The organism is Sulfurovum iocasae, assembly GCF_047716765.1.
Taxonomy (GTDB): Bacteria; Campylobacterota; Campylobacteria; order Campylobacterales; family Sulfurovaceae; genus Sulfurovum.
In genome coordinates, this window is record NZ_CP180410.1 from 1,932,507 (window position 1) to 1,955,047 (window position 22,541).

Annotated in this window: 23 protein-coding genes; 5 read left to right on the forward strand and 18 right to left on the reverse strand. The window is 38.3% G+C overall.

Going from position 1 to position 22,541, the window contains the following annotated elements; genetic code table 11:
- The first annotated feature begins 95 nt into the window (after nucleotides 1-95).
- Nucleotides 96-1,187 carry a tRNA pseudouridine(13) synthase TruD gene (gene truD, locus ACLHDG_RS09570; RefSeq protein ID WP_415406005.1) on the forward strand — a complete coding sequence of 364 codons (1,092 nt, stop codon included), beginning with the start codon at nucleotides 96-98 and terminating at the stop codon, nucleotides 1,185-1,187.
- Here truD and ACLHDG_RS09575 read toward each other — a convergent pair.
- The 14 genes from ACLHDG_RS09575 to serB all read right to left on the reverse strand — a co-directional run bounded on the left by ACLHDG_RS09575 (nucleotide 1,184) and on the right by serB (nucleotide 16,487).
- The gene (locus ACLHDG_RS09575; protein WP_415406006.1) at nucleotides 1,184-1,345 is read right to left on the reverse strand and encodes a hypothetical protein; all 162 of its coding nucleotides are present in this window, start codon (nucleotides 1,343-1,345) and stop codon (nucleotides 1,184-1,186) included. The two genes, truD and ACLHDG_RS09575, sit on opposite strands and share 4 nt — an antisense overlap.
- A gap of 13 nt (nucleotides 1,346-1,358) precedes the next feature.
- Complete coding sequence (locus tag ACLHDG_RS09580) at nucleotides 1,359-2,465, reverse strand: multiheme c-type cytochrome (RefSeq protein ID WP_415406007.1); 1,107 nt, start codon at nucleotides 2,463-2,465, stop codon at nucleotides 1,359-1,361.
- Nucleotides 2,466-2,547: 82 nt separating this feature from the next.
- The gene (locus ACLHDG_RS09585) at nucleotides 2,548-3,885 is read right to left on the reverse strand and encodes a DEAD/DEAH box helicase (protein WP_415406008.1); all 1,338 of its coding nucleotides are present in this window, start codon (nucleotides 3,883-3,885) and stop codon (nucleotides 2,548-2,550) included.
- Between the two features lie 8 nt (nucleotides 3,886-3,893).
- The gene (locus ACLHDG_RS09590; RefSeq protein WP_415406009.1) at nucleotides 3,894-4,946 is read right to left on the reverse strand and encodes a CNNM domain-containing protein; all 1,053 of its coding nucleotides are present in this window, start codon (nucleotides 4,944-4,946) and stop codon (nucleotides 3,894-3,896) included.
- A gap of 17 nt (nucleotides 4,947-4,963) precedes the next feature.
- Nucleotides 4,964-6,292: a magnesium transporter gene (mgtE, locus tag ACLHDG_RS09595; protein WP_415406010.1), complete on the reverse strand. Its 1,329-nt coding sequence runs from the start codon at nucleotides 6,290-6,292 to the stop codon at nucleotides 4,964-4,966.
- Between the two features lie 134 nt (nucleotides 6,293-6,426).
- Complete coding sequence (locus tag ACLHDG_RS09600; RefSeq protein ID WP_415406011.1) at nucleotides 6,427-6,612, reverse strand: DUF2892 domain-containing protein; 186 nt, start codon at nucleotides 6,610-6,612, stop codon at nucleotides 6,427-6,429.
- 107 nt (nucleotides 6,613-6,719) lie between these two features.
- The gene (gene pckA, locus ACLHDG_RS09605) at nucleotides 6,720-8,312 is read right to left on the reverse strand and encodes a phosphoenolpyruvate carboxykinase (ATP) (RefSeq protein WP_415406012.1); all 1,593 of its coding nucleotides are present in this window, start codon (nucleotides 8,310-8,312) and stop codon (nucleotides 6,720-6,722) included.
- Between the two features lie 15 nt (nucleotides 8,313-8,327).
- Nucleotides 8,328-9,656, reverse strand: coding sequence for a sodium ion-translocating decarboxylase subunit beta (locus ACLHDG_RS09610; RefSeq protein ID WP_415406013.1), 1,329 nt, complete (start codon nucleotides 9,654-9,656; stop codon nucleotides 8,328-8,330).
- 2 nt (nucleotides 9,657-9,658) lie between these two features.
- Nucleotides 9,659-11,437, reverse strand: a complete 1,779-nt coding sequence (locus ACLHDG_RS09615) for a biotin/lipoyl-containing protein (RefSeq protein WP_415406014.1) — start codon at nucleotides 11,435-11,437, stop codon at nucleotides 9,659-9,661.
- A 23-nt stretch (nucleotides 11,438-11,460) separates the two neighbouring features.
- Entirely contained in the window at nucleotides 11,461-11,691 is a 231-nt protein-coding gene (locus ACLHDG_RS09620) for an OadG family protein (RefSeq protein WP_415406015.1), read from the reverse strand.
- 76 nt (nucleotides 11,692-11,767) lie between these two features.
- Nucleotides 11,768-13,150: a DEAD/DEAH box helicase gene (locus ACLHDG_RS09625; RefSeq protein ID WP_415406016.1), complete on the reverse strand. Its 1,383-nt coding sequence runs from the start codon at nucleotides 13,148-13,150 to the stop codon at nucleotides 11,768-11,770.
- Nucleotides 13,151-13,284: 134 nt separating this feature from the next.
- Nucleotides 13,285-14,049 (reverse strand): undecaprenyl-diphosphate phosphatase, encoded by a 765-nt coding sequence (locus ACLHDG_RS09630; RefSeq protein WP_415406017.1) that lies wholly within the window; start codon nucleotides 14,047-14,049, stop codon nucleotides 13,285-13,287.
- A gap of 39 nt (nucleotides 14,050-14,088) precedes the next feature.
- Nucleotides 14,089-15,855, reverse strand: coding sequence for an ABC transporter ATP-binding protein (locus tag ACLHDG_RS09635; RefSeq protein WP_415406018.1), 1,767 nt, complete (start codon nucleotides 15,853-15,855; stop codon nucleotides 14,089-14,091).
- A complete protein-coding gene (gene serB, locus ACLHDG_RS09640; protein WP_415406019.1) occupies nucleotides 15,855-16,487 on the reverse strand; it encodes a phosphoserine phosphatase SerB in 633 nt (210 codons plus the stop codon). The genes ACLHDG_RS09635 and serB overlap by 1 nt, the downstream gene beginning before the upstream one ends.
- A 109-nt stretch (nucleotides 16,488-16,596) precedes the next feature.
- Here serB and ACLHDG_RS09645 point away from each other — a divergent pair, with 109 nt between their 5' ends.
- The gene (locus ACLHDG_RS09645) at nucleotides 16,597-17,514 is read left to right on the forward strand and encodes a methylenetetrahydrofolate reductase (protein ID WP_415406020.1); all 918 of its coding nucleotides are present in this window, start codon (nucleotides 16,597-16,599) and stop codon (nucleotides 17,512-17,514) included.
- Nucleotides 17,515-17,590: 76 nt separating this feature from the next.
- Here ACLHDG_RS09645 and ACLHDG_RS09650 read toward each other — a convergent pair whose 3' ends face one another.
- Nucleotides 17,591-18,265 carry a hypothetical protein gene (locus tag ACLHDG_RS09650; protein ID WP_415406021.1) on the reverse strand — a complete coding sequence of 225 codons (675 nt, stop codon included), beginning with the start codon at nucleotides 18,263-18,265 and terminating at the stop codon, nucleotides 17,591-17,593.
- Between the two features lie 113 nt (nucleotides 18,266-18,378).
- On the opposite strand from ACLHDG_RS09650, the gene ACLHDG_RS09655 reads away from it, so the two are divergent.
- Complete coding sequence (locus ACLHDG_RS09655) at nucleotides 18,379-18,681, forward strand: DUF3817 domain-containing protein (protein WP_415406022.1); 303 nt, start codon at nucleotides 18,379-18,381, stop codon at nucleotides 18,679-18,681.
- Here the strand turns inward: ACLHDG_RS09655 and ACLHDG_RS09660 are convergent.
- The 3 genes from ACLHDG_RS09660 to greA form a co-directional block, all read right to left on the reverse strand.
- Nucleotides 18,671-19,354, reverse strand: coding sequence for a UDP-2,3-diacylglucosamine diphosphatase (locus ACLHDG_RS09660; protein WP_415406023.1), 684 nt, complete (start codon nucleotides 19,352-19,354; stop codon nucleotides 18,671-18,673). The genes ACLHDG_RS09655 and ACLHDG_RS09660 overlap by 11 nt on opposite strands.
- Before the next feature lie 151 nt (nucleotides 19,355-19,505).
- Nucleotides 19,506-20,513 carry an N-acetyl-gamma-glutamyl-phosphate reductase gene (gene argC / locus ACLHDG_RS09665; protein WP_415406024.1) on the reverse strand — a complete coding sequence of 336 codons (1,008 nt, stop codon included), beginning with the start codon at nucleotides 20,511-20,513 and terminating at the stop codon, nucleotides 19,506-19,508.
- An 11-nt stretch (nucleotides 20,514-20,524) separates the two neighbouring features.
- On the reverse strand, nucleotides 20,525-21,013 hold the full coding sequence (gene greA / locus ACLHDG_RS09670; RefSeq protein WP_415406025.1) for a transcription elongation factor GreA: 489 nt from the start codon (nucleotides 21,011-21,013) through the stop codon (nucleotides 20,525-20,527).
- A 94-nt stretch (nucleotides 21,014-21,107) separates the two neighbouring features.
- Between greA and surE the strand changes: the two genes are divergently transcribed.
- Both surE and ACLHDG_RS09680 read left to right on the forward strand, forming a co-directional pair.
- Nucleotides 21,108-21,887, forward strand: coding sequence for a 5'/3'-nucleotidase SurE (gene surE / locus ACLHDG_RS09675; protein WP_415406026.1), 780 nt, complete (start codon nucleotides 21,108-21,110; stop codon nucleotides 21,885-21,887).
- Nucleotides 21,884-22,522 (forward strand): ThiF family adenylyltransferase, encoded by a 639-nt coding sequence (locus tag ACLHDG_RS09680; RefSeq protein ID WP_415406027.1) that lies wholly within the window; start codon nucleotides 21,884-21,886, stop codon nucleotides 22,520-22,522. Before surE ends, ACLHDG_RS09680 begins: the two co-directional genes overlap by 4 nt.
- Nucleotides 22,523-22,541 lie beyond the last annotated feature (19 nt).

The following is a 22,541-nucleotide window of genomic DNA, read 5'->3' on the forward strand; positions in this document are numbered from 1 at the left end:
TAAAATCATATAAGTATAAAGCTTGCTAGAGTAACACACTTTTATATATGAGCTTCAATACCCACACTACATTATAATTTCGCTATAATTCTTCCATGAATCACATAAAAATATACGCCTATAACCATACTCCACTTCAGTTTGATTTTAAACAAACTGTTGAACGATTTTTTGTAGAGGAGATACCTCTTTACAGCTCTACAGGAACAGGGAACTACCTGATACTCAAGATAAAAAAAACAGATATGAGCACATGGAAACTCATCACTGTACTTGCTAAAGCCACAGGATTGCAGGAACGTGACATAGGTTATGCAGGATTAAAAGATAAAAATGCCACCACTATACAGTACGTCTCTCTGCCTAAGCAGTATGAAAAAGAACTCAACAAAAATCTTACTACTGAAAAGATAGAGATACTTGAACGTACCTATAACAAAGCACCTATTAAGATAGGTCAACTAAAAGGCAATAGGTTTTCTATCATATTACACCACATCAATGAAAAAGATGCCAAGTTTTTTAACACTACGGCGAAAAAGATGCAAGTAGACGGCATACCAAACTACTATGGTTACCAGCGTTTTGGTGAAGATAGCCGTTCCTACCTACAAGGTAAAGAGATAGCCCATTCAGGTAAACGTCTTAAGGGAAGTAAAGAGAAACTCCTTGTCTCAGCCTACCAAAGCTACCTCTATAACAGATGGTTAGGTTCACGCGTAAAACTCTCTACCATCATCACTGCCAATAAAGCAGATGAAGCTGCCAAAAAACTAAAGTACCCACTGGAACTGGTTAAAGTTTTAGCCAAACAGTCTCAGTTTTTCAAACTCTTTTTAGGTGATGTGATCATGCCCTACCCCTACGGGAAAACTAACTACGTAAAAGATATGACACAAAGTGCCCAAGCCTTTGAACAAAAGAAGATCTCTCCAACAGGATTACTTTGTGGTGCCAATGCCCTACGTGCTAAAAGTGATGCTTATCATCTTGAAGAAGAGTATGACGATACTGAATTAAGTTCTTTGAAGGGTGACAGACGTTTTGCCTGGATATGGCCTAAAGAGGTGGAGACGGCATATGATAAAGAAACAAAAAAGCTTACGGTTGGGTTTTACCTTCCTAAAGGGTCGTATGCGACTACCTTTTTAGAGGAGATAGGAAAGTTTAGTCTCAAAGGAGACTAATCCTTCTTAGGAAGAAACTTACCACAGCCTTTATCTGGTGTTCCACCAAAACTTTTTACTTCTCTTGCTGTGCCATTTTCATAGATCACTGTTCTTTCACATTTTGGTGCATCTACACAACTCTCATTACTACATCCGATATCTTCAGGTACTGCCATTTTATTTCCTTAATTATTTTTTAATTTCAAAACTTTCTGTTTTAAACAAATGAAACTTTGTTGCCACTTCACTGTTTTCCAGGTCCAAACTTTTTAGCATTTTTTTATTGACTAGGTAATACCCTATGGTCGCTTCAACTTTATCACCTTTTTTCAATGCATAGTCATAGCTTACAACTCTTTTTTCATTGCCTTTAACTGCTGTATCTTGTACTACCTCTTTTGCTAACCAAGGAGGTGTTGGATTACCATCTGCACCAATTACTTTTGCAAAATCTTTATTTTCCAAGGCCACTGTTTTTCCATCTCTTGTCACATTCACTCTTAATTGCATTACCCGCATAGGATGCAATGACAAGGCATGAGAGCTTTTATTATCGATAATAATATCAAATTTAGCAGCACTTTCATTAAGTTCAATACCCACATACTGACTTAACATATCTTGATGGGAATGTGTTCCCGGGAAACCATGAAAAGTGTGTTCTTTTGTCTCATTCATATTTGAAACACTTCCTTTAACTTTTGGCATATGACAACTTACGCAGTTGGTACCATCAAGCTCATGTTTCACATTTGTTGAACAAACATTCATATCATACTTATTTTTCTTATGTGAATGACATCCGATACAGACATTACCACCATTAAAATGCGCACTGTCTGTTTTGATCTTGTGAAATGGTGATTCAATATGCTCTTTAAGTGAACCAAAATAAGATCTTTCTTCTTTTGAAACCACATTGATATTCATCATCCAGTCATGTTTGATTGACTCTATTCTATGACAATACGCACAAGAGATTCCTTCCATTTGCGTACTGTTGTTGGCATCAGGGACAACACCATTATGCTTCGTTACCAAGGCATCTATATTTGATGCAGCAGGTGTATGACACTTGGCACAGGCATAAGATTCCAGTTTGGTGTTTTTAGGGTGTTTTTTCCACACAGCTGCATGGATCTCATCTTCAAAAATGGATGCTTTGGCATGTTGTGTTGATTCAAACTCTTTATAGATAGTCGGATGACATGATTTACAAGTTTCGCTGGGCTCGAAAGTATGACTTGCAGATAGAAAATAAGTAAGTAAAAAAAGAAGGGGAAATATTGTTTTCATGAGAACTCCATTCATAGTATTAAATTATTACTTGTATAATTCCGAATTATACATTATTTGCCTAAATTTAGTATTAAGCTACTTATCGTCTTCCTCGTCCACTCTTTTTATCTTTTTTATCCGATTTAGGTTTAGCAGCATCATATGCCTTAAATCGATCACGCTTCGTCGTTTTACGTTTTTTACTCTTAGGAACAATAGCGGACTTTTTCTTTTTCTTACCAAAAGCTCCATCCGTATTTTTATGTTCGTTTTTATTTGTACGTGCACCTTTTTGTGTAAGTATCACTTTAGGGGCATAGCCTTCCAACTTTTCTTGTGGCAGCGTTTTACCCATCAGACGCTCTACGTCTTTCAGTGCTACCATTTCAGTAGGTGAAATAAGCGTTATAGCCAACCCTTTAGCCCCTGCTCTACCTGTACGACCGATACGATGGATGTAGTCGCCTGTGACATGAGGAATGTCATAATTCATCACTACACCCAGTGTAGGGATATCCAGTCCACGTGCTGCAATGTCTGTGGCTACAAGCACACGTACTTTTCCCTCTTTGAAACCTTCTAATGCACGACTTCTCTCCCCGGAACTTTTACCTCCATGGATCACAGATGTTTTAAGTCCGGAAAGATTCAGTTCAGCTGCTACTTCATCAGCCACCTCTTTTTTACGTACAAAGACAAGAACATGCTTATAATTACGAGAACCTATAAGATAAGAGAGCAGTTCCGTCTTCTTCTCTTTAACTACAGGATAGACTACCTGTTCAACAGAATGAGCCGATGTACCCATACTGTCCACTTCTATGAGTTTAGGTCTATGAAGTATCTGGTCTGCCAATCGTTTTACAGATCCTGTGAGTGTCGCAGAGATAAGTACATTTTGTCTTCTTGAAGGGAGATGTTGGAGTATCTTGCTCACTTCATGTACAAAACCCATATCTAAAATGGTGTCTGCTTCATCTAATACAAGGTAATCAACACTCTCAAGATTAATATTCTTTTGTCCTATATGTTCCAAAAGGCGTCCACTCGTTGCCACAATGATATCTACACCAGCTTTAAGTCTGTTTGCTTGAGACGTTAAGTTAGCACCACCAAAAAGTACAATACTTTTTAAAGGAAGATACTTCCCATATGCTTCTATACTTGCATGGACTTGTTTGGCTAGTTCACGTGTAGGGACTAAGATAACAGCTTTAGGATAATGCTGTCCCTCTACAAAACTTTTTGTTAACTCTTGAAGAATAGGTAAAGAAAACCCTGCAGTTTTCCCTGTACCTGTCTGAGCACCTGCCATAATATCACGACGTGTGAACATTGCAGGTATAAGTGCTTTTTGTATAGGTGTCGCAGACTCATAGCCTTTATCTTTAAGGGCTTTTAGAATCTCTTCAGATAATCCAAGTGTTGCTAATGACAAGATAAGCCTTATTCTATATCGCTGGAAATATTGTCCAACCTACGCTTCATACGCATTTTTTGTTTTGCAACCTCTCTCATGTCTGCATCACTGTCACTCTCATCAACGATCTCAACACCCAAGATAGTCTCAACACAATCTTCAAGCGTAACGATCCCTTCTGTCTGATCATAGCCGTCAAGTACCAAAAACATATGCTCTTTTTTCTTGATGAAAAGATCTAGCGCTTTAGAGACAGGTAAGTTCTCAGAAATTTTAAAAATATCTTTTTTAACATTATTCAACGCGACACTATCATCTTTAAGAGCTTGTTGAAAGATTTTTTTAGTCATTACCATACCTGTAGTATTTTCGATACTATCTTTATACACAGGCACTCTTGAAAATTTAAATATCGCTGATTCATTCTCTACAATATCTTTAATACTTCTACTGCCATCTAAAGCAAAAACCACTGTTCTTGGTGTAAGGATCTCTTTAATTCTTATTTTGTCAAGGAGAAGTATATTTTCTATCACATCTGATTCTTTCTCCCCGAGTACACCTTCATCTTCACTTAGCAGTGTGCTCTCTATAAGCTCTGCTTTTGTCAAGCTCATCGTGTCAGAATCTTTGCTGATACGGTTTGTTACAAAGAGTGTCATTAAGATGATAGGATACGTAAGCCAGATAAAAAAACGTATGACATACGCAGCAGTGGGAGCCAATGACTTCCAGTACACAGCCCCGATCGTCTTAGGAATAATTTCAGAGAGAAACAAAATAGCAAAAGTTAAAACAATAGAGACATAAACTACAGCACCCGTACCATAAATACTCTCTGCTTGTGCACCAACTGCTGCTGCACCAAGTGTATTGGCGATAGTATTTAAAATTAAAATTGAAGCAATAGACTTGTTTATCCCAATTTTATGTGATTTTAGGAGTGCACCCGCTGTAGGACTTTCCTTTTCCAATACGGAAATATATGCCATATTGACAGAGAGTAAGACTGATTCTAAAATCGAACAGATGAACGATATAGACACAGCCAAAGAGAAATAGAGAATTAATAAATCCATATAATTTAATTACACCTTTAAAGTAAAATAATGGTCGCAAGACCTAAAAAGCTAAAGAAGCCTACTACATCCGTTACCGTTGTCAGTATCACTGTACTTCCAATGGCTGGATCAACTTCCATTTTTTTGAGTAGCAATGGTACCATAGAACCAAAGAACCCTGCACTCAACAGATTAATGATCATAGAAAGTGCTATAACTACACCCAGCATTCCTTTGTCAAACCATACCGAGGCTATTATACCCATGATTATAGCGAAAAAGAGTCCATTTACAAGGGAGAGAATCACCTCTTTTTTGATCGTACGAAATGCATCATGTTTCGCAATATCTCCAAGAGCAAGTTGACGCACAACAACCGTAAGACTTTGTGTCCCTGCATTACCACCCATAGAGGCAACGATAGGCATCAGAATAGCCAATGCAACGATACTTTGTAGTGTCTCTTCAAAAAGCCCTATGACCAATGATGCTGCTATAGCTGTCATAAGATTGATACTTAACCACACTGCACGTGCTTTTCCTGCTTTGAAGATGCCTTCTTCCTCTTCCGCATCATCATTTACCCCTGCGAGGTTATACATTTGGTCTGTCGCATGTTCATTAATAATGTCATAAATATCATCTGAAGTAATACGCCCAAGCAGTATCCCTTCGTCATCAACAATAGGCATAGAACTTAAATCATACTCTTGAAATTTTTGTACAATATCATAAATATCATCATGGTTATTTCCAACAACAGGCTTATACTTTTCAGGATTCTCTTCTATATTCTCTTGCAGTGTTTTATCAAAATCAAATACAAGAAGGTTATCTAATCCTATACCATAACGTAGAGTATTATTTTCTTCGGTAACAAAAAGGTAATATACATTTTCAAGTTCATCTTTTTTTCTAAGTTCTGCAAACTCTTTGATGACATCATGTACAGTATGGTGTAAATTTGCTGTATATACCTCAGTTTGCATATACGCACCAGCTTCATCCTCTTCATACTTTTTTAGCTGAAGGATGTCTTCCTGGTCTTCTTTATCCAGTTCGGCAAAGACCTCTTTAGCCATTTCACTATCGATCTCTTCAAGCTCTTGTATGAAATCTGTCTGATCATCACTCTCCAGCTCTGTAACAGACTCTGCTAACTCTTTAACCGTAAAAGACTCAACTACATCTTCAAAATATCTGTCTGGAAGTTCTAACGCAACATCAGCAATGAGTTCTTTGGGTATTGCCTGTACTGCTTCATTGAAACTTTTTTCATTTAGATCTTTAAGAAGGTTTGCTATCTCAGAGGGGTGCAACTCATCATTATGACGTTCATTTAAATATTGTGTGAGTTTATCCATATGATTTCCCTTTGAAAGATATTTATATGATGAAATTATACTTTATTAAATTGAATACTGCGTGAAGATATCTGTTTGTGAGAGAAGAAGGTAAAAATATGGTGTAAGATGAATTTTTTCATCTTACACTATTACTAAGCCTCGATATCACATTTTTTAGTGATGATACATAGAGGACAGAAGTTTGAAAGTCCTGCAATAAGTGGGATAATACCCAAATAGAACCATTTAATTCCTGTATATACACCTGCACCAATAAGTGCAAGTCCAAGAACGATTCTGATCGGTCTACATACTGCTCTGATTTTATTTACATCCATCTTTGTTCCTTAATGTTTAATATTATGAAACTATACTATAGATTTCTTAGAATTAAATAAGAGAGAATGACTCCTATTGAAATAGGAGTCATGAAGTGTTCTGTTTATTAGAGTTGTGGGCCTGCGGATGCGTAATCAAATTCACTTCCATGATCATCATAACGGTGGAAGTTTTCTGTGAACATACCTGCAAGTTTTGCAAGCATTGCATCATATTCTGCTTTATCTTCCCATGTTTCTCTTGGGTTAAGTACTTTATTGTCTTTTACCCCATCAAGTGTCTTAGGGATCTGAAGATTAAAGGTAGGAAGCGTATCAAACTCAGCATCATTAATAGAGCCATTCAAGATACCATCAATACATGCTCTGGTATCTTTAATACTCATACGTTTACCCGTACCATAAGGACCACCGGTCCAGCCAGTATTTACAAGATACACATGTACACCATGTTCATCGATCTTCTTACCAAGAAGCTTTGCATACTCAGTTGGGTGCAGTGGTAAAAATGCTTCACCAAAACATGCTGAGAACGTGGCTACCGGTTCAGTGATACCTCTCTCTGTTCCTGCTACCTTAGCCGTATAACCACTGAGGAAATAATACATTGCCTGCTCTTTACTGAGCTTACTTACCGGAGGAAGTACACCAAATGCATCTGCAGTCAGGAAGATAATATTATTTGGGTGTCCGGCTTGTAAGTCCTCTTTATGGTTTGCAATGTGTTCAATAGGATAGGAAACTCTTGTATTCTCAGTTTTCGAACCATCTGTGTAATCTACTTTACCATTTGTATCAGCTACAACATTTTCTAAAAGTGCATTTTTTACAATGGCACCAAAAATTTCCGGCTCAGATTTTGCATCTAAGTTGATCACTTTTGCGTAACATCCACCTTCAAAGTTAAAAACACCATTATCGTCCCATCCATGTTCATCATCACCGATGAGTGCCCTATGAGGATCAGTAGAAAGTGTCGTTTTACCAGTACCTGAAAGTCCAAAGAAAAGACATACATCTTCATCTTTACCCACATTTGCTGAACAGTGCATAGAGAGTTTACCCTCAAGTGGCAACCAGTAGTTCATCATAGAGAAGATACCTTTTTTCATCTCACCACCATACCAGGTTCCACCGATGATAGCAATATTATCTTCTACATTAAAGACTACATAAACATCAGAATTCAACCCATGCTCTTTGTACTTATCATCTGTAGTTTTACATGCGTTATATACTGTAAAGTCTGGTTCAAAGCTTTCCAATTCTTCTTCAGTAGGACGAATGAACATGTTTTTCACAAAGTGCGCCTGCCATGATACTTCAGAGATAAATCTTACTGATCTTTTACTTGCAGGACTTGCACCTGTATATACATCAGTAACATAAATATTTTTACCGGAAAGCTGTGTCAAAGTAATGTCTAAAAGTTCGTCATAGATCTCTTTATCAATCTTAGCATTTACATCACCCCAGGCAATATGCTCATTTGATGGTGCCTGATCTACAAAATATTTATCTTTAGGACTACGGCCTGTAAAGATACCCGTATCACACATTGCTGTACCTGATGTAGAGATCTTACACTCTCCACGATTGACTTCGTGAGCTTGTAGTTCATCATAACTTAAATTATAATAGACATCACCGATGTTTTTTAATCCTAGTTTATCAAGCCCGTTTGGTATTTTGGTACTCATTATATCCTCTTTATTTTATTTGAAAATTGATAACAACACACCTGCTGCTACCGCTGAACCGATAACACCGGCTACATTTGGACCCATAGCATGCATAAGTAGAATATTACCCGGCTTCTCTTCAGAACCAACTTTACTTACAACTCTTGCTGACATTGGTACCGCAGAAACTCCTGCTGCACCAATAAGTGGATTGATAGGCTCATCTGAAAACTTATTCATGATCTTCGCCATAACTACACCCATCGCTGTACCTGCTGAGAATGCAAGTAGACCAATGATCATGATCCCCATAGTCTCAACGACAAGGAATTTATCTGCTGCCAGTTTTGAACCAACACCCAATCCGAGGAATATTGTTACAATATTGATCAGTGAATTTTGCATCGTATCACTCAGTCTGTCTACAACACCTGACTCTTTTGCAAAGTTACCAAAAGCAAATGCACCGATAAGTGGTGTTGACTCTGGTAGTATCAAAATAGAAAGTACTAAAACAACAATAGGGAACACGAGTTTTTCAAGTCTGTGTACTTTTCTACTCGTTTTCATAACTATCTGACGCTCTTCTTTGTTTGTTAAAAGTCTCATTATAGGAGGCTGGATAACAGGTACGAGTGCCATATATGAATAAGCAGCAACCGCAATAGCCCCTAGCATATCTGGTGCAAGTCTGTTGGCAATAAAGATAGATGTCGGACCATCTGCCCCACCGATAATACTGATCGCAGATGCATCTTGCAGACTAAATCCAATAGCAACAGCTCCTACAAGTGAACCGAAGATACCAAATTGTGCTGCTCCACCAAGGATAGCTGTTTTTGGATTAGCAAGAAGCGGACCAAAGTCAGTCATCGCACCAACACCCATAAAGATAAGCAGAGGGAAGAACTCATTGGCTATACCCATATTATAGATGATCCCCAACATACCATGCTCTCCGCCTATTCCAGCCAGTGGGATATTGGCCAGTAACCCACCAAATGCGATTGGGATCAACAGCAGTGGTTCAAAATTTTTCGCAATGGCCAAATAGAAGAGGATAAATACGATGATGATCATAATAATACGACCCAAAGAAGATTCAAACCAAGTCATCTCTCTCTCGTATTTTGCACCTTTTGGCTCAGAAGTCATTTCACCATCATTTACATCGAGGATGGCTTTAAGACCGGTAGTTTCCCAGAAACTACCCATCAACTCGCCAATACTTTTTGGCGTATATTCTTTTTCTTTTACACTCTCTTGTGTAGCTGCTCCTGCGTCATGAGAAGAAGCACCGGCCATTGATGTAAGTGCAACCATGGCAAACAGTAGAGAGAGAAGAATCTGTTTGATATTCATTTCTACTCCATTGTGGCAAGAAGTTGTGCGTCAGCGACTGTGTCATTGACATTGACATTGATAGAAGCGATCACACCATCTTTTGGTGCAGTGATGTCTATCTCCATCTTCATCGCTTCAAGGATCATGATCTTTTCACCCTCTTTAATGCTGTCACCAGGGCTAGCCAGGATCTTCCATACATTACCTGGAGTTTGAGAGTGTATTTCAACACCACCTACACCATTTGCCGGAACAGGCGCTGCTGTTGATATTGCAGGTGCAGCCTCTGAGACTTGGATATCTGCATCACCCTCTGCTACTTGTACACTATATTTTTTACCATCTACTACTACTGTATAATTTCCTGCCATTTCTGCTTCTCCACTGTTATTTTTACCTTTTCTTATCATGAGAGGGCCTTCACCCTTCAAGAACGCAATACCTTTTTGATCACATGCACCTGCGATGAAGATGTTTTCATCTGATGTTTCCAAACCTTCTTCTTCAAGCACTTTTGTCCAGTGTGCAATAGACTTAGTCTCATCACGATCAGAGATATCTAAAGGATTTTCTGTTGTTGGTTCAAGATCAAGTTTTTCAGATGCAAACTTGATGATCTCATCATCTGCTTTCACCGGTGTTTTACCAAAGTAACCCAATACCATACGTCCATATCCTGGAGCGATCTGCTTCCATGGACCAAACATGACGTTTGCATACGCTTGTTGCCAATAGAACTGACTTACCGGTGTCACAGATGTACCATAACCACCACGCTCTACAACTTCTTTCATCGCAGCGATCACTTGATCGAACTTCTCTAAATCTCCACTGTCTCTCATCATCTGAGTATTGGCAGTCAAAGCACCACCAGGCATTGGGGAGAATGGAATAAGAGGTGAAACCTGTGTCGCTTCAGGTGGGATCATATACTCAGCAAGACACTCTTTGAGTCTCTCTTCATACTTGAGTATCTTATCTAGTTTCAAATCACCAAGGTTATAGTTCGTTCCCTTGGTTGCATGTAGCATCGTAAGGATATCTGGCTGAGATGTTCCTCCACTTACCGGAGAAGCAGCCATATCTATACCATTTGCCCCAGCTTCAAGCGCTGCAAGATAAGACGCTACAGAGACACCTGCTGTTTCATGTGTGTGAAGTCTAAGGTGAACACTGTCACCAAGAAGTTTTCTTGCCATTGCAATAGTCTCATATACTTTATGAGGATTCGCTGTACCGGATGCATCTTTAAAACAGACGCTATCGAAAGCGATACCGCTGTCTAAAATATTTCTAAGTGTTTTTTCATAGAAAGCAACATCATGTGCCCCTTTACATCCTGGAGGTAAGTCCATCATAGTCACAACAACCTCATGGTTAAGACCATGTTTTTTGATCATCTCTGCAGAAAATGCAAGATTATTCACATCGTTAAGCGCATCAAAGTTTCTTACGGTTGTTGTACCATGCTTTTTAAACATTTTTGCAAAAAGGTCTATCATCTCACGGCTACCAGTATCAAGCATCACTGTGTTAATACCACGCGAGAGTACTTGCAAGTTAGCATCCGGACCAACGATCTCTCTAAAACCGTCCATCATTTTAAATGCATCTTCTTGTAGATAGAAGTAGAGAGATTGGAATCTTGCCCCACCTCCAAATTCAAAGTGCGTAATTCCTGCTTGTTTCGCTGCTTCTACCGCAGGAAAGAAGTCATCCATAAGAACACGCCCACCAAAGACAGACTGAAATCCATCTCTAAAAGTTGTGTCCATTACATCGATATATTTTTTAGCCATTTACGATACCTTCTTTATGATTATTATTTTTTGCGAAATTCTGTTACCGCTGCAATGATCGCTGCGATACGTTGTGATTCATCAGACTGACCCGAAGAAGTGGGTGCCTTAGGTGTCTCTTCAGGAAAGTATTTATTAATGATCTTTGCCTGTAGTTTTACGACTTGTACAAGTATGATAAGGAATGAAAAGACAACTACCATTCCCAAAACCATAAACTTTAAACTTTCGCCTATCAAATTAACATCTTCCATATAGCCTCACTTTTAGAAATTGTTTTATATTCAAATTTTAAAATAGTTTTGCTTGTTTCAAGTTAAAAAAAAGCAATTATCTTCGTTTTTTTCTGCGATTGTTATTTCGCGTAGCTTTTTGCTCACCTATATAGCCTTGCATCATCTCATCTACTGTGTTTTGGTCAAAACCAATTTGTGAACCAACATTGTGTTGTTCTCTCTCTATAAAGCAAGAGATAAGCTTCTCTAAAAGTAACTCTCTATCCATATCACCCATATGTGCTATCAATGCATTCGCGTCATTATGTATATGCATATCTCTAATTTGATCAGCTAGATATTCACGACTGGATTCATCTATGCCCTCTCCACCCTGGATGGTAGCAAGACGCATATCTGCTCCTACCTCTTTTTGGATACGCTGTAACTCTCTAAACTCTTCAGCCGTCACCAAAGTAATAGCCTGACCACTCTTGCCGGCACGCCCTGTACGACCGATACGGTGTACATAACTCTGTGGGTCAAAAGGGATATGGTAGTTAAATACATGCGTCACATCTTTAACATCAAGACCACGGGAAGCCACATCTGTAGCAACCATGATCTTTGTTTCCCCTCTTCTGTAAGCTTTGATAATCACTTCTCTGTCTCTTTGTTCTAAATCACCGTGCAAACCACTGGCATTAAAGCCTAAAGCTTGCAGATGTTCAGCCAGCCTATCCACCTCTCTTTTCATACGACAGAAGATGAGACATTTATTGGTCTTTTCTGTTTCAAGAAGTTTAACGATAGCCTCATCTCTTTGACTTTCATTGATAACATAATAACGCTGATCAATAATATTTTTTGTTATCTCTTCATCCCCTACTACGGAGATAAACTCTGGTCTATAAAGAATGTTATTTGCAAGTTCTTTGATAGGCTCTGGCATCGTTGCTGAAAAAAGCAGTGTTTGTCTGTTTTGCGGGATATACTCAAAGATCTCTTTGATCTCTTCTAAGAATCCCATATCAAGCATCTCATCTGCTTCATCAAGTACCACTATCTCAGGGTTGAAAACATCAATCTTTCCTTTTTTGTAAAGATCTTTGAGTCTTCCCGGTGTGGCTACAACGATCTGTACACCTTTATGTATGAGTGCGATCTGACGACCATACCCTACACCACCATACACAGTCAATGTACGAATACCAGCAAAACGTCCAAGATGATACAGCTCATCTGCCACTTGTGTTGCCAACTCTCTTGTAGGCGTGATAACTAACGCTCTCTCTATCTCACCTTTAGCCAGTTTATCCATCATAGGAAGACCAAAGGCTGCTGTTTTTCCTGTACCCGTATGGGCTTGTCCTACCATATCACTACCGTTATTGATTATCGGTATAGCCATCTCTTGGATGGGACTTGGCTCTTTAAAGCCTGCTATCTTCACGCCCTTAAACAAATCAGGGTGAAAATTAAATTCACTAAATTTCATAATGTTTACCTTTAAAATACGAGGTCGACCTCGCTCATGTCCAAAAAACTTTTTGAACTTAATGAAGTCTCCTATGGAAACTTTATAAATTCAATTTCACGTAGGGGAAGACACTGAGGTCTGCCCCTACGTTCTTAAATCACCAATAACAAAATCACCCCGAAAATTATCCTATAAATGCCAAACGCCACAAAAGTGAATCTCTGTATAAATGCGAGGAAAAGTTTGATCGTCAAGTATGCCACTACAAATGCCGTTACAAAACCTATGACAAATGCCCCCCAGTTTGCATCTGTAAAATCTTGGTAATGTTTAAGTAGATCATATCCGGTTACCGCTGCCATTACAGGTATCGCAAGTAAAAATGAAAATTCTGTAGAAGTTTTTCTGTCTAAATGAGCTAAAAGCCCCCCAATGATAGTAGCACCTGCCCTACTTGTTCCAGGGATAAGTGAGAAGACTTGTGCCAAGCCTACCCAGAGTGCTTGTATGTAACTTACCTTTTCAACATCACTGACATGAAACTCTTTCTCTTCATAAAAATACTCCACAACAAGGAAAACAAACCCACCGATAATAAACATCCACGCTACAGTTTCAACATTAAAAAGTGTTTTAATTTGGTCTTTGAAAATAAAACCTACAATAGCAAGAGGTAAAAATGCAACAATAAGTTTTGTCCAAAGATCTATTTTCTTGAAGGTGATTTTTTCTTTATAGATGAGCATCACAGCAAGTATAGCTGCAAATTGAATGATGACTTGATAAGCCTTTGTAAGTGCATTTTCTGAAACACCTAAAAATTTACTGGCAACGATCATATGTCCTGTAGAAGAGATAGGCAAAAACTCTGTAAAACCTTCGATAATTCCAATGATTATCGCTTGAAAAATATCCAAATATCTATCCTTAAATAACGGAACCAAAGTTCCTATGCTTTATATCATGCTACTAAAATAGCTTTCATCTTTAGTCAGTAACTCTTGGGGAGTTCCACTATCGACCACTTTGCCATCTTCTAATACATAGATGAACTCGGCACTTTTGATCGTACTAATCCTATGTGCGATGGTAATAACTGTTTTGTCTTTTAAGAAGCTCTGAAGTGCTTCAAAAAGTTGTGCTTCTGTATGAACATCCAGCGCCGAAGTAGACTCATCAAAGATGACTACCTTCGGGTTAGAAAGTACCATCCTTGCTATGGCTACTCTTTGTCGCTGTCCACCACTCAACTTAATACCGTCTTTTCCTACAAGGGTATCAAGACCTTTATCTAAACGTTCTATGACATCACTCAGTTGTGCGATCTGCAGTGCATTTTGCACCATTTCATCACTATACTCTTTGCCAAGCGTTAGATTAAACAACATTGTATCATTAAAGAGTTTAGGATGTTGCAATATAAGATGAATATTTTCTCTGATCGTTGAGAGTTTCAATACTTTGTTTGACACACCTTCATAAAGTATCTCCCCCTCCTCAAAAGGATAAAAGCCTACAAGAATATTTGCTAAAGTAGTCTTTCCACTTCCACTGGCTCCGACTATGGCTACTTTACAGCCTTCATCTATCTGCATATTGATATTTTTCAATATAGGCTTATCTTTAAGATAAGAGAAAGAGAGGTTGGTGACTTTTATATCTATTGCTTTTGAAGTCTCAAATGGATTGACAATCTGCACCATAAGAGGCTCTTGCTCCATCTCATAAATACTATTGATACGTTTACAAGCGGCTTTAGCTGTAGCCAGAACATACTGAAAGTTAATAATATCTTGTGTAGGAGAAACCATCACCCAAAGATAAGAGAATATAGCAAGCATCAACCCCACACTCAAGTCACTATAGGCAACAGCCAAGATACTTACTGCCCTAAAAACTTCATACCCTGCCAAAAAGATCAAGTAGGAGAACTTTATGGCTGCATCACTCTTGTAGCCATAGTTCACAGAGTGCTCTTTAAGCTCTTTTGCTTTGCTTTCACTCTGTTTGAAAAAATACTCTTCTTTATTGGCTGCACGTATCTGATGGAAAAGTTCAAGGGTTTCAGTCAGTGAAGACTGGAACAGTTCTACTGCTTGATTTTCCTCTTTTTTAAGCTTACCTATGTTTCGAGATAACTTTACGGTAAAAAGTACTACTATAGGATTAGTGATCAAGATAAAGAGTGCCAGTTGCCAGTGTATCCAGAGTAGCACCACTGCGGAGAAGACCAGTATCAGTACAGCAACGATGAGTTTCGAGATAGTCGAACTTACAAAACCATCGATGGTCTCTACATCTGTTACAAGCTTGGAGGTCACTGCCCCTACACGTATCATCTCGTATTCTTTTAGTGAAACTCTTTTGAGATGTTTCAGCAAAGACTCTCTCATTTTGTAAGTAATATTTTTTGATATGGAAACAAAGATTTTAGTCTGCACTATCGACAGTAGCGTACTTAGAACACGCAACAGTAATATAAGTACCAAAATACCAAGCACATACCCTTTGGTATCCGTTGCCCAAATATGCTCAGAGATAAAAGAGATAAAACCATGGTCTTTTCCTAAAAGAAGTTCATCTACCATAATAGGAATAAAAAGTGGTATTGTCACTACAAGAAGTGTAGCAAGTATGGCAATACTATTACCAAAAATAAGTTCTTTTTTATGCTGTAGTAACTGGGTAACAATACCTTTGATACTACAGCTAGGGATTTTCATTAAAGTGTATCTACTATCTTGAGTATTTCTCGTAAGTCTTTTACATCTACACAGTGTGTTGCAGCCTCTTTAAGTACAGGTTTTGCACAAAATGCCACTCTGGTCGCGGCATGTTCAAACATGCTAAGGTCATTGGCACCGTCTCCTACAACAAGTGTATCTTTCGTATCAATACCCAATAAATTTTGAAGACGGACTATCATATCTCCTTTAGAGAAACCAAACATCATGTCTCCCCCTACTTTACCACTGAGTATGCCTTCGTCATCATGTAGTACATTAGAAAAGTCTGCATCAATACCAAGTGCTTTGGCTGCTGGAGAAGTAGCATTTCTAAATCCGCCTGAGAAACAGACCACGGTGTATCCACGTTCTTTCAGTCCTTTGACTACCTCAAAAGCACCAGGCATCATAGGAAGATCTGCACATATCTCATCTACTTTCGTTTTCTCTAGTCCTTCAAGTAGTGCTACTCTTGCGATAAGTGATTTAAAAAAATCCAACTCCCCTGCCATGGCACGCTCTGTAATGGATGCTACTTGTTCTTCAAGTCCAAGTGGTGCTGCTAAAAAGTCGATGGTCTCACCATCCATCAGTGTTGAGTCAAAATCAAATACGGCTAGTTTAGACATACATTTTCCTATTAATATTTATTAATATATCATACTTGGATTATCTGTAATAACCCTCTATGCATTATTTAGATAGAATTATAACTAATAAATAAAAAAAGAGTAATTAATGTTTGAAAAATTTTGCGACATCCTTTGTAACGATAAGAAATTCATCACTGTAGAGATAAATCCTCCACATGGTGCATCTATAGACCATATACTTGAAGACATCAAAAAACATAAGCTTCACGAGAAAGTCACAGGTTTTTCATGCACAGACAACCCCCTAGCCAAACTCAAAATGTCAGGCGTACTCTCTGCGATCAAAGTGCAGCAAACGTTTAACAAACCTGTTATAGCTACGATGAGTATGAGAGACAAAAACAAGCTATCTTTACAGTCTACCCTCCTTGGTGCCAATGATTTTGACCTGCGTTGCATACTTGCACTCACTGGTGACCCTGCGAAGTTCTCAGACCAACCAGAGGTTAAAGGGGTACTGGAACGTGACTCTACCCTGCTTCTAAGTATCATCTACCACCTTAACAACGGTGTGGACTACTCAAACAAACCACTCAACCCTGCTCCTAAGCCCATCTACCCTTTTGCAGTGAGTAACTCTTATGCAAGGAATATGAAAAGTCTACAAAAACGTATCGTTAAAAAACTTGACTACGGTGCAAGAGCCATCATTACCCAACCAGTCTATAACATGGAAAATGCCAAAGAACTCCTGGAACTCTTTGAAGAAGCCAAAGAGATGAGCGTAAGAGATACAGCCAAAGAAGCCCACCTTATACTGGGACAATTCCCCATCGTTCGAGCCAGAACCGCCAACTTTATAGATGACAAAGTACCAGGTATCTCTGTACCTAAAAATATCATAGATGAAATGAATCTCGCTGCTATGGATGGAGAGGACAAAGAACAAGAAGTAGGATTTGCTTTGTCTAAGCGTATATTTGATGATGTGATGAAAGAGCACGGAAAAGTACATCTGATGACGCATAATCGGTTTGATTTGTGTTCGGAATTGATAGGTTAATCATAGAAGAGTTTTAGCTTCGTTCCTAACGTCTCCGTCAGGAACAAGAACAACACAAAAAGAAATACTTGTAAAGTTACACCCCTACTCCATCAAAGATCAACGGATAAAGCAAGCCATAAAGTGTCACGAACATCAATGGTATAGCCCAGATAAGTCCGATACCCAAGGCAAGTGCTCCCAGTCCGAAGATAAGACCAAGAAGAAACATCAAACCAAAGACTTTAAACCAGTTTTTAGTTACGGCTTTTCTTGAGAGTTCCATTGCTTCCCATACATCTAAACCTTTGTCTGCTATGAGTGGAAGGGCAAAAACATAAGCGATACTCAGGTATATCCCAGGGAGGATGAGAAGTAGAAAACCGATCAAAGTGAGGATATATATCAAGATACCTGCTAACGCCAGATGCCCTGTCATATGATAATAGTCAAACATAGACCTGTAGTGTATGTTTTCACCACGTGAATATTTAATAGCAAGCATCATCATCCCTACCATAAGAGGGATAAGTACCGGATAACTTAAGATACCCACTATTTGCTGATTGAGTATATTTGGATTATCTACCGGTGAAGGGAAGATAAAACTCAAGAGTATATTTAAAACAATAGCAATAGCCATATATATCAAGAAAGCCAGAACAAAAGTCAGCTTGACACCATCTATGCGTGCAAAACCCTCTTTTATCATCTCTATTATAAAAAAATTATACTTAGGTATGTTTTCTATGGTCATTTTATTGTTTTGCATAGTGTCTCCTTTGAATTTCTAATAATTATAACCTAAAAATAATCATTTATACACTCTTTATTATACTTCATTAAACATCTTCTGATATACTCCCAAAAAAATTAGGAGAATATATGTCTGAATTAAAAAAATTTCGTCTTATCAATAAAATAGAGGGATATTCATTTATCATCTTGCTGTTCATCGCTATGCCACTCAAATATAGCTTTGGATTTCCTATCGCTACCAAAATAGCAGGAATGATACATGGTGTACTTTTTATGGCATTTGTTTATCAACTACTCGAAGCTATGAAAGACGTACCATTTAACAAGAAAGAGGCACTGATCTACTTCATACTTTCACTCGTACCATTTGGAAGTTTTTATACAGATAAGCTTTGCAAAGAAAAAGAGCCTGCAACTGCTATAGCTTAATAAACTCTATCTCTCCCTCTCTCACTACCGCTACTTTCCCTTGACAGGCAAGTGATGGTAAGGAGATATACTTATCTATCACTTTAGCTTGATGAAAATGTCCTTCTATCACCATATCAGCATCTCTGTAATGTTCTAATATCTCCTCTACTCTTTTTTCAAATCTAGGGAAAGGATGACAAACATCTTTTTGTGAGAGTTTCTTCATACGATCATCTATAATAAATTTTTCAAAAGGTTTAAGTAACGTAAGTGTTGTTTTATTTCGCAAGACTTTACAATAAAGATCATACCCAAACCCTGTAACATATTTATCACCATGAGAGATAGCTATCTTCTTGTTATCCATTTTAAACATAATAGGCTGTTCTTCTCTGCTATAAACTTTTACATTAGGAAACAGTTCTTGAAGACAAAAATCATGGTTTCCTTCAAAGTAGTGTATCTCCAGGTTTTTTGAAAGTTTTTGTAGTAGTGAGATAGCATCGTTGGAAAATGTTTTTATATAATCATTATAGCCAAAGAGTAAATCGAAGTTATCACCCATCAAGAAGAGTTGAGAGGTTTGGATCTCTTCACTCTCAAGCTTTTTAAGTAAGTCTAAAAACTCATCTCCATGATGTGGGTAATGAGAATCAGCTATAAAAAGTGCATTTTCATTAATTTCTATCATCTTCTCTCCATTAATTGCTCTTTCTTGTCACGACGAACACCCTTAAAAGCGGAGCGATTTGAGAGTCGTGACGATTTTTTGCTTCGTTTTTTTTAAAAAAATGAAGAGAGAACATACTTGCAGTCTGGGATTACTAACTTCTAATTTACCTCTATGGCATATAAGCAATAGTGGGAATACCCATACCTTCATCATAACCACACATCAAATTAGCAGCAACAAGTGCCTGAGAACTTGCCCCTCGCAGTAAGTTATCTATAGCAGAACTTACAAACAAAGCATTACCATTTTTAGCTGCAAAGATATCACAAAAATGTGTTCCAGCTGTACTTTTGATGTCAACAGGTGTTTCACGTATACGGATAAACGGATCATTTGCATAATGTTTTTTTAACACTTCAAGCGGATCAATATCTTCTTTTAAAGTTGCATAGACGGAAACCAGTTCCCCACGTGTCGCAGGGATAAGATGCGGTACAAAGTTGACATTCATTTTGGCACCGTGTACTTTTTCTATCTTCTCCGCTATCTCCGGTGCATGACGATGTTTAAGTGGATTGTAGGCAAAGATATTTTCATTCATATTTACAAAACTTGTCATCTCTGTCAATTTTTTACCTGCCCCACTCAGACCTGACTTTGCATCTACAAAAAGAGGTGCAGAAGTATCAAGGTAGGGAATGAACGGTAAAATACCAAGCAGTGTAGCCGTAGGGTAACACCCTGGACCTGCTGCAAGTTTAGCCGTTTTCAGATCTTCTCTATAATACTCAATGAGTGCATAAACAGAATCATCTAAATGATCTTTGTCTTCATGTTCACAATAGTGCTCTTCATACGTATCTAGCTCTAAACGATAATCAGCAGAGAGATCTACTACCTTGACACCTTGGTCTATGAGTTCTTTGGCAAATCCCATAGAAGTTTTATGCGGAAGTGCAAGAAAAACAAGTTCACAACGTTCAGCCACGGAAGCAACGTCCGCTTTTTCGACAGGAAGACTAATAACATCTACCAAAGAAGGATGCAATGCTTCTATGGTCGTATCACCCTGCGTGGTTGCAAGATACGTGAGCTGAAACCCCGGATGGGTTACCAACATTTTTACCAATTCAAGTCCTGTATATCCACTGGCCCCTACTACACCTACTTTTATCATAATAACTCCATTTAACCTATATTGATCTCTTCATATAACACTTCTTCAATATCATACGTCTTTTTGCCGCTTGGAAGGACAAGTGCTACTTCATCACCCTCTTCTTTACCTATGAGTGCCCTAGCCATCGGTGACTGGATAGAGATAAGTCCATGCGTAGGGTTTGACTCTTGTCCCCCTACGATAGTATACTTTATCTCTTCATCTGTATTTTGATCTACAAGCAACACTGTAGAACCAAAAGAGATACGTGCATGTGCTAAAGTAGAAGGATCAACAACCTGGGCTCTCCCTACCACATCTGTAAGCTCAGCGATACGTGCTTCCATAAGTCCTTGTTTCTCTTTCGCTGCATGGTATTCTGCATTTTCCTTAAGGTCACCCTGTGCTCTTGCTTCATCTATAATACCAGCTATGACACCTCTCTCTACAGATTTCAACTGCTCCAACTCTTCTGAAAGTTTCACATACGTTGGTCTTAACATCGGCTCTTTTTGCACGATTATTCCTTTAAAATGATTAATTTATTTTTAATTTAAAGTATTATACCAAAAAGGTTATAATAGCGATAAAATAATCTATAAAGTATATAGCATGAAACAAATATTAATCACAAACGACGATGGTTTCGAGTCTAAAGGACTCCTTGCACTTGTCGAAGCTCTTAAACCTTTAGGTCATGTCACTGTAGTAGCACCTACTTTAGAGAAATCTGCATGTGGCCACTCTCTTACACTTACCAAACCCTTACATTTTGTACATCTTGAAGAGAACTTTTATAAGCTTGATGACGGTACACCTTCAGACTGTATCTTCCTCTCACTCAATAAACTTTTCACTAAAGAAAAGAGACCGGACATTGTCATCTCCGGCATTAACATCGGTTCAAATATGGGAGAGGATATCACTTACTCTGGAACAGCATCTGCTGCTATGGAGGCTGTACTGCAAGGTATCCCAAGTATTGCTATCTCTCAAGTTTACAAGAACAGTGGTGAAAGCATCAAGGAATTGGGGTATGACTTGGCCAAAGAGAGCATAGCAACACTTGTACAAAAGATCTTCGATGGCGAGTTTCCTCTCCCAGCACGTAAATTTTTAAATATCAACATCCCTCCTATTCCATCTTCAGAATGTAAAGGATTTAAAGTCACTCGTGCAGGAAATCGTCTCTATGCACATAATGCTGAAGTACACTACAATCCACGAGGAAAAGAGTATTACTGGATAGGCTTACCTGAATTAGGATGGATGGAGACCAAAGGGCACATTACAGACTTTGAAGCGATCAATGACGGTTATGTCTCTATCACACCTGTACATCTCGATATGACCAGTCATGATGATATTTCATCTTTGGAATCGTGGCTGTGAGATTTGAACGCTGCCGTATGCTCTTCGGAGATGAAGACTTTGATAAATTACAAAAAGCCAAAATATTAATTTTAGGTGTTGGTGGTGTAGGCTCTTACGCACTTGACTGTCTTTACCGTTCCGGAGTGAGTGACATAACTATTTTGGACTACGATACCTATGATGAAACAAACCAGAACAGACAGATAGGATCTGAAGCTGTTGGAGAAAGTAAAATAGACACTTTAGCTAAACTCTACCCTGGCATACAAGCTATACATCAACAAATGACCATGGTATGGGTAGAAAGTTTTGATTTCAGCCCTTATGATATCATCATCGATGCTGCAGACACCACAAAAGTAAAGATAGAACTGGCAAAAAAAGAGTACAAAAAGCTCATTATGTCCGTAGGTTCGGCCAAACGTTTTGAGACCAATAAAATAGAAGTAGCTTCTATCTGGAAAACACATGGAGATGCACTCGCAAGAAAGATACGCAATGAACTCAAAAAAGCTAACTTTGACAGAAATTTCACGGTAGTATTTTCACCTGAAGAAGATAAGTGTAAGGAAAAAGGCTCTTGTGTCGCAGTTACCGGTGCTTTTGGATTGACGATCTGTTCTGAGACGATAAAGAGAATTTTAAAAAAATAAAAGAAGTATTTTGAATGAA

What these genes read in the sequence shown, in the direction of transcription:
- truD (WP_415406005.1), top strand. Translation starts at nt 96, where the DNA reads ATGAATCACATAAAAATATACGCCTATAACCATACTCCACTTCAGTTT.
- ACLHDG_RS09575 (WP_415406006.1), bottom strand. Translation starts at nt 1,345, where the DNA reads ATGGCAGTACCTGAAGATATCGGATGTAGTAATGAGAGTTGTGTAGAT.
- ACLHDG_RS09580 (WP_415406007.1), bottom strand. Translation starts at nt 2,465, where the DNA reads ATGAAAACAATATTTCCCCTTCTTTTTTTACTTACTTATTTTCTATCT.
- ACLHDG_RS09590 (WP_415406009.1), bottom strand. Translation starts at nt 4,946, where the DNA reads ATGGATTTATTAATTCTCTATTTCTCTTTGGCTGTGTCTATATCGTTC.
- mgtE (WP_415406010.1), bottom strand. Translation starts at nt 6,292, where the DNA reads ATGGATAAACTCACACAATATTTAAATGAACGTCATAATGATGAGTTG.
- ACLHDG_RS09600 (WP_415406011.1), bottom strand. Translation starts at nt 6,612, where the DNA reads ATGGATGTAAATAAAATCAGAGCAGTATGTAGACCGATCAGAATCGTT.
- pckA (WP_415406012.1), bottom strand. Translation starts at nt 8,312, where the DNA reads ATGAGTACCAAAATACCAAACGGGCTTGATAAACTAGGATTAAAAAAC.
- ACLHDG_RS09610 (WP_415406013.1), bottom strand. Translation starts at nt 9,656, where the DNA reads ATGAATATCAAACAGATTCTTCTCTCTCTACTGTTTGCCATGGTTGCA.
- ACLHDG_RS09615 (WP_415406014.1), bottom strand. Translation starts at nt 11,437, where the DNA reads ATGGCTAAAAAATATATCGATGTAATGGACACAACTTTTAGAGATGGA.
- ACLHDG_RS09620 (WP_415406015.1), bottom strand. Translation starts at nt 11,691, where the DNA reads ATGGAAGATGTTAATTTGATAGGCGAAAGTTTAAAGTTTATGGTTTTG.
- ACLHDG_RS09625 (WP_415406016.1), bottom strand. Translation starts at nt 13,150, where the DNA reads ATGAAATTTAGTGAATTTAATTTTCACCCTGATTTGTTTAAGGGCGTG.
- ACLHDG_RS09635 (WP_415406018.1), bottom strand. Translation starts at nt 15,855, where the DNA reads ATGAAAATCCCTAGCTGTAGTATCAAAGGTATTGTTACCCAGTTACTA.
- serB (WP_415406019.1), bottom strand. Translation starts at nt 16,487, where the DNA reads ATGTCTAAACTAGCCGTATTTGATTTTGACTCAACACTGATGGATGGT.
- ACLHDG_RS09645 (WP_415406020.1), top strand. Translation starts at nt 16,597, where the DNA reads ATGTTTGAAAAATTTTGCGACATCCTTTGTAACGATAAGAAATTCATC.
- ACLHDG_RS09650 (WP_415406021.1), bottom strand. Translation starts at nt 18,265, where the DNA reads ATGCAAAACAATAAAATGACCATAGAAAACATACCTAAGTATAATTTT.
- ACLHDG_RS09655 (WP_415406022.1), top strand. Translation starts at nt 18,379, where the DNA reads ATGTCTGAATTAAAAAAATTTCGTCTTATCAATAAAATAGAGGGATAT.
- ACLHDG_RS09660 (WP_415406023.1), bottom strand. Translation starts at nt 19,354, where the DNA reads ATGATAGAAATTAATGAAAATGCACTTTTTATAGCTGATTCTCATTAC.
- argC (WP_415406024.1), bottom strand. Translation starts at nt 20,513, where the DNA reads ATGATAAAAGTAGGTGTAGTAGGGGCCAGTGGATATACAGGACTTGAA.
- surE (WP_415406026.1), top strand. Translation starts at nt 21,108, where the DNA reads ATGAAACAAATATTAATCACAAACGACGATGGTTTCGAGTCTAAAGGA.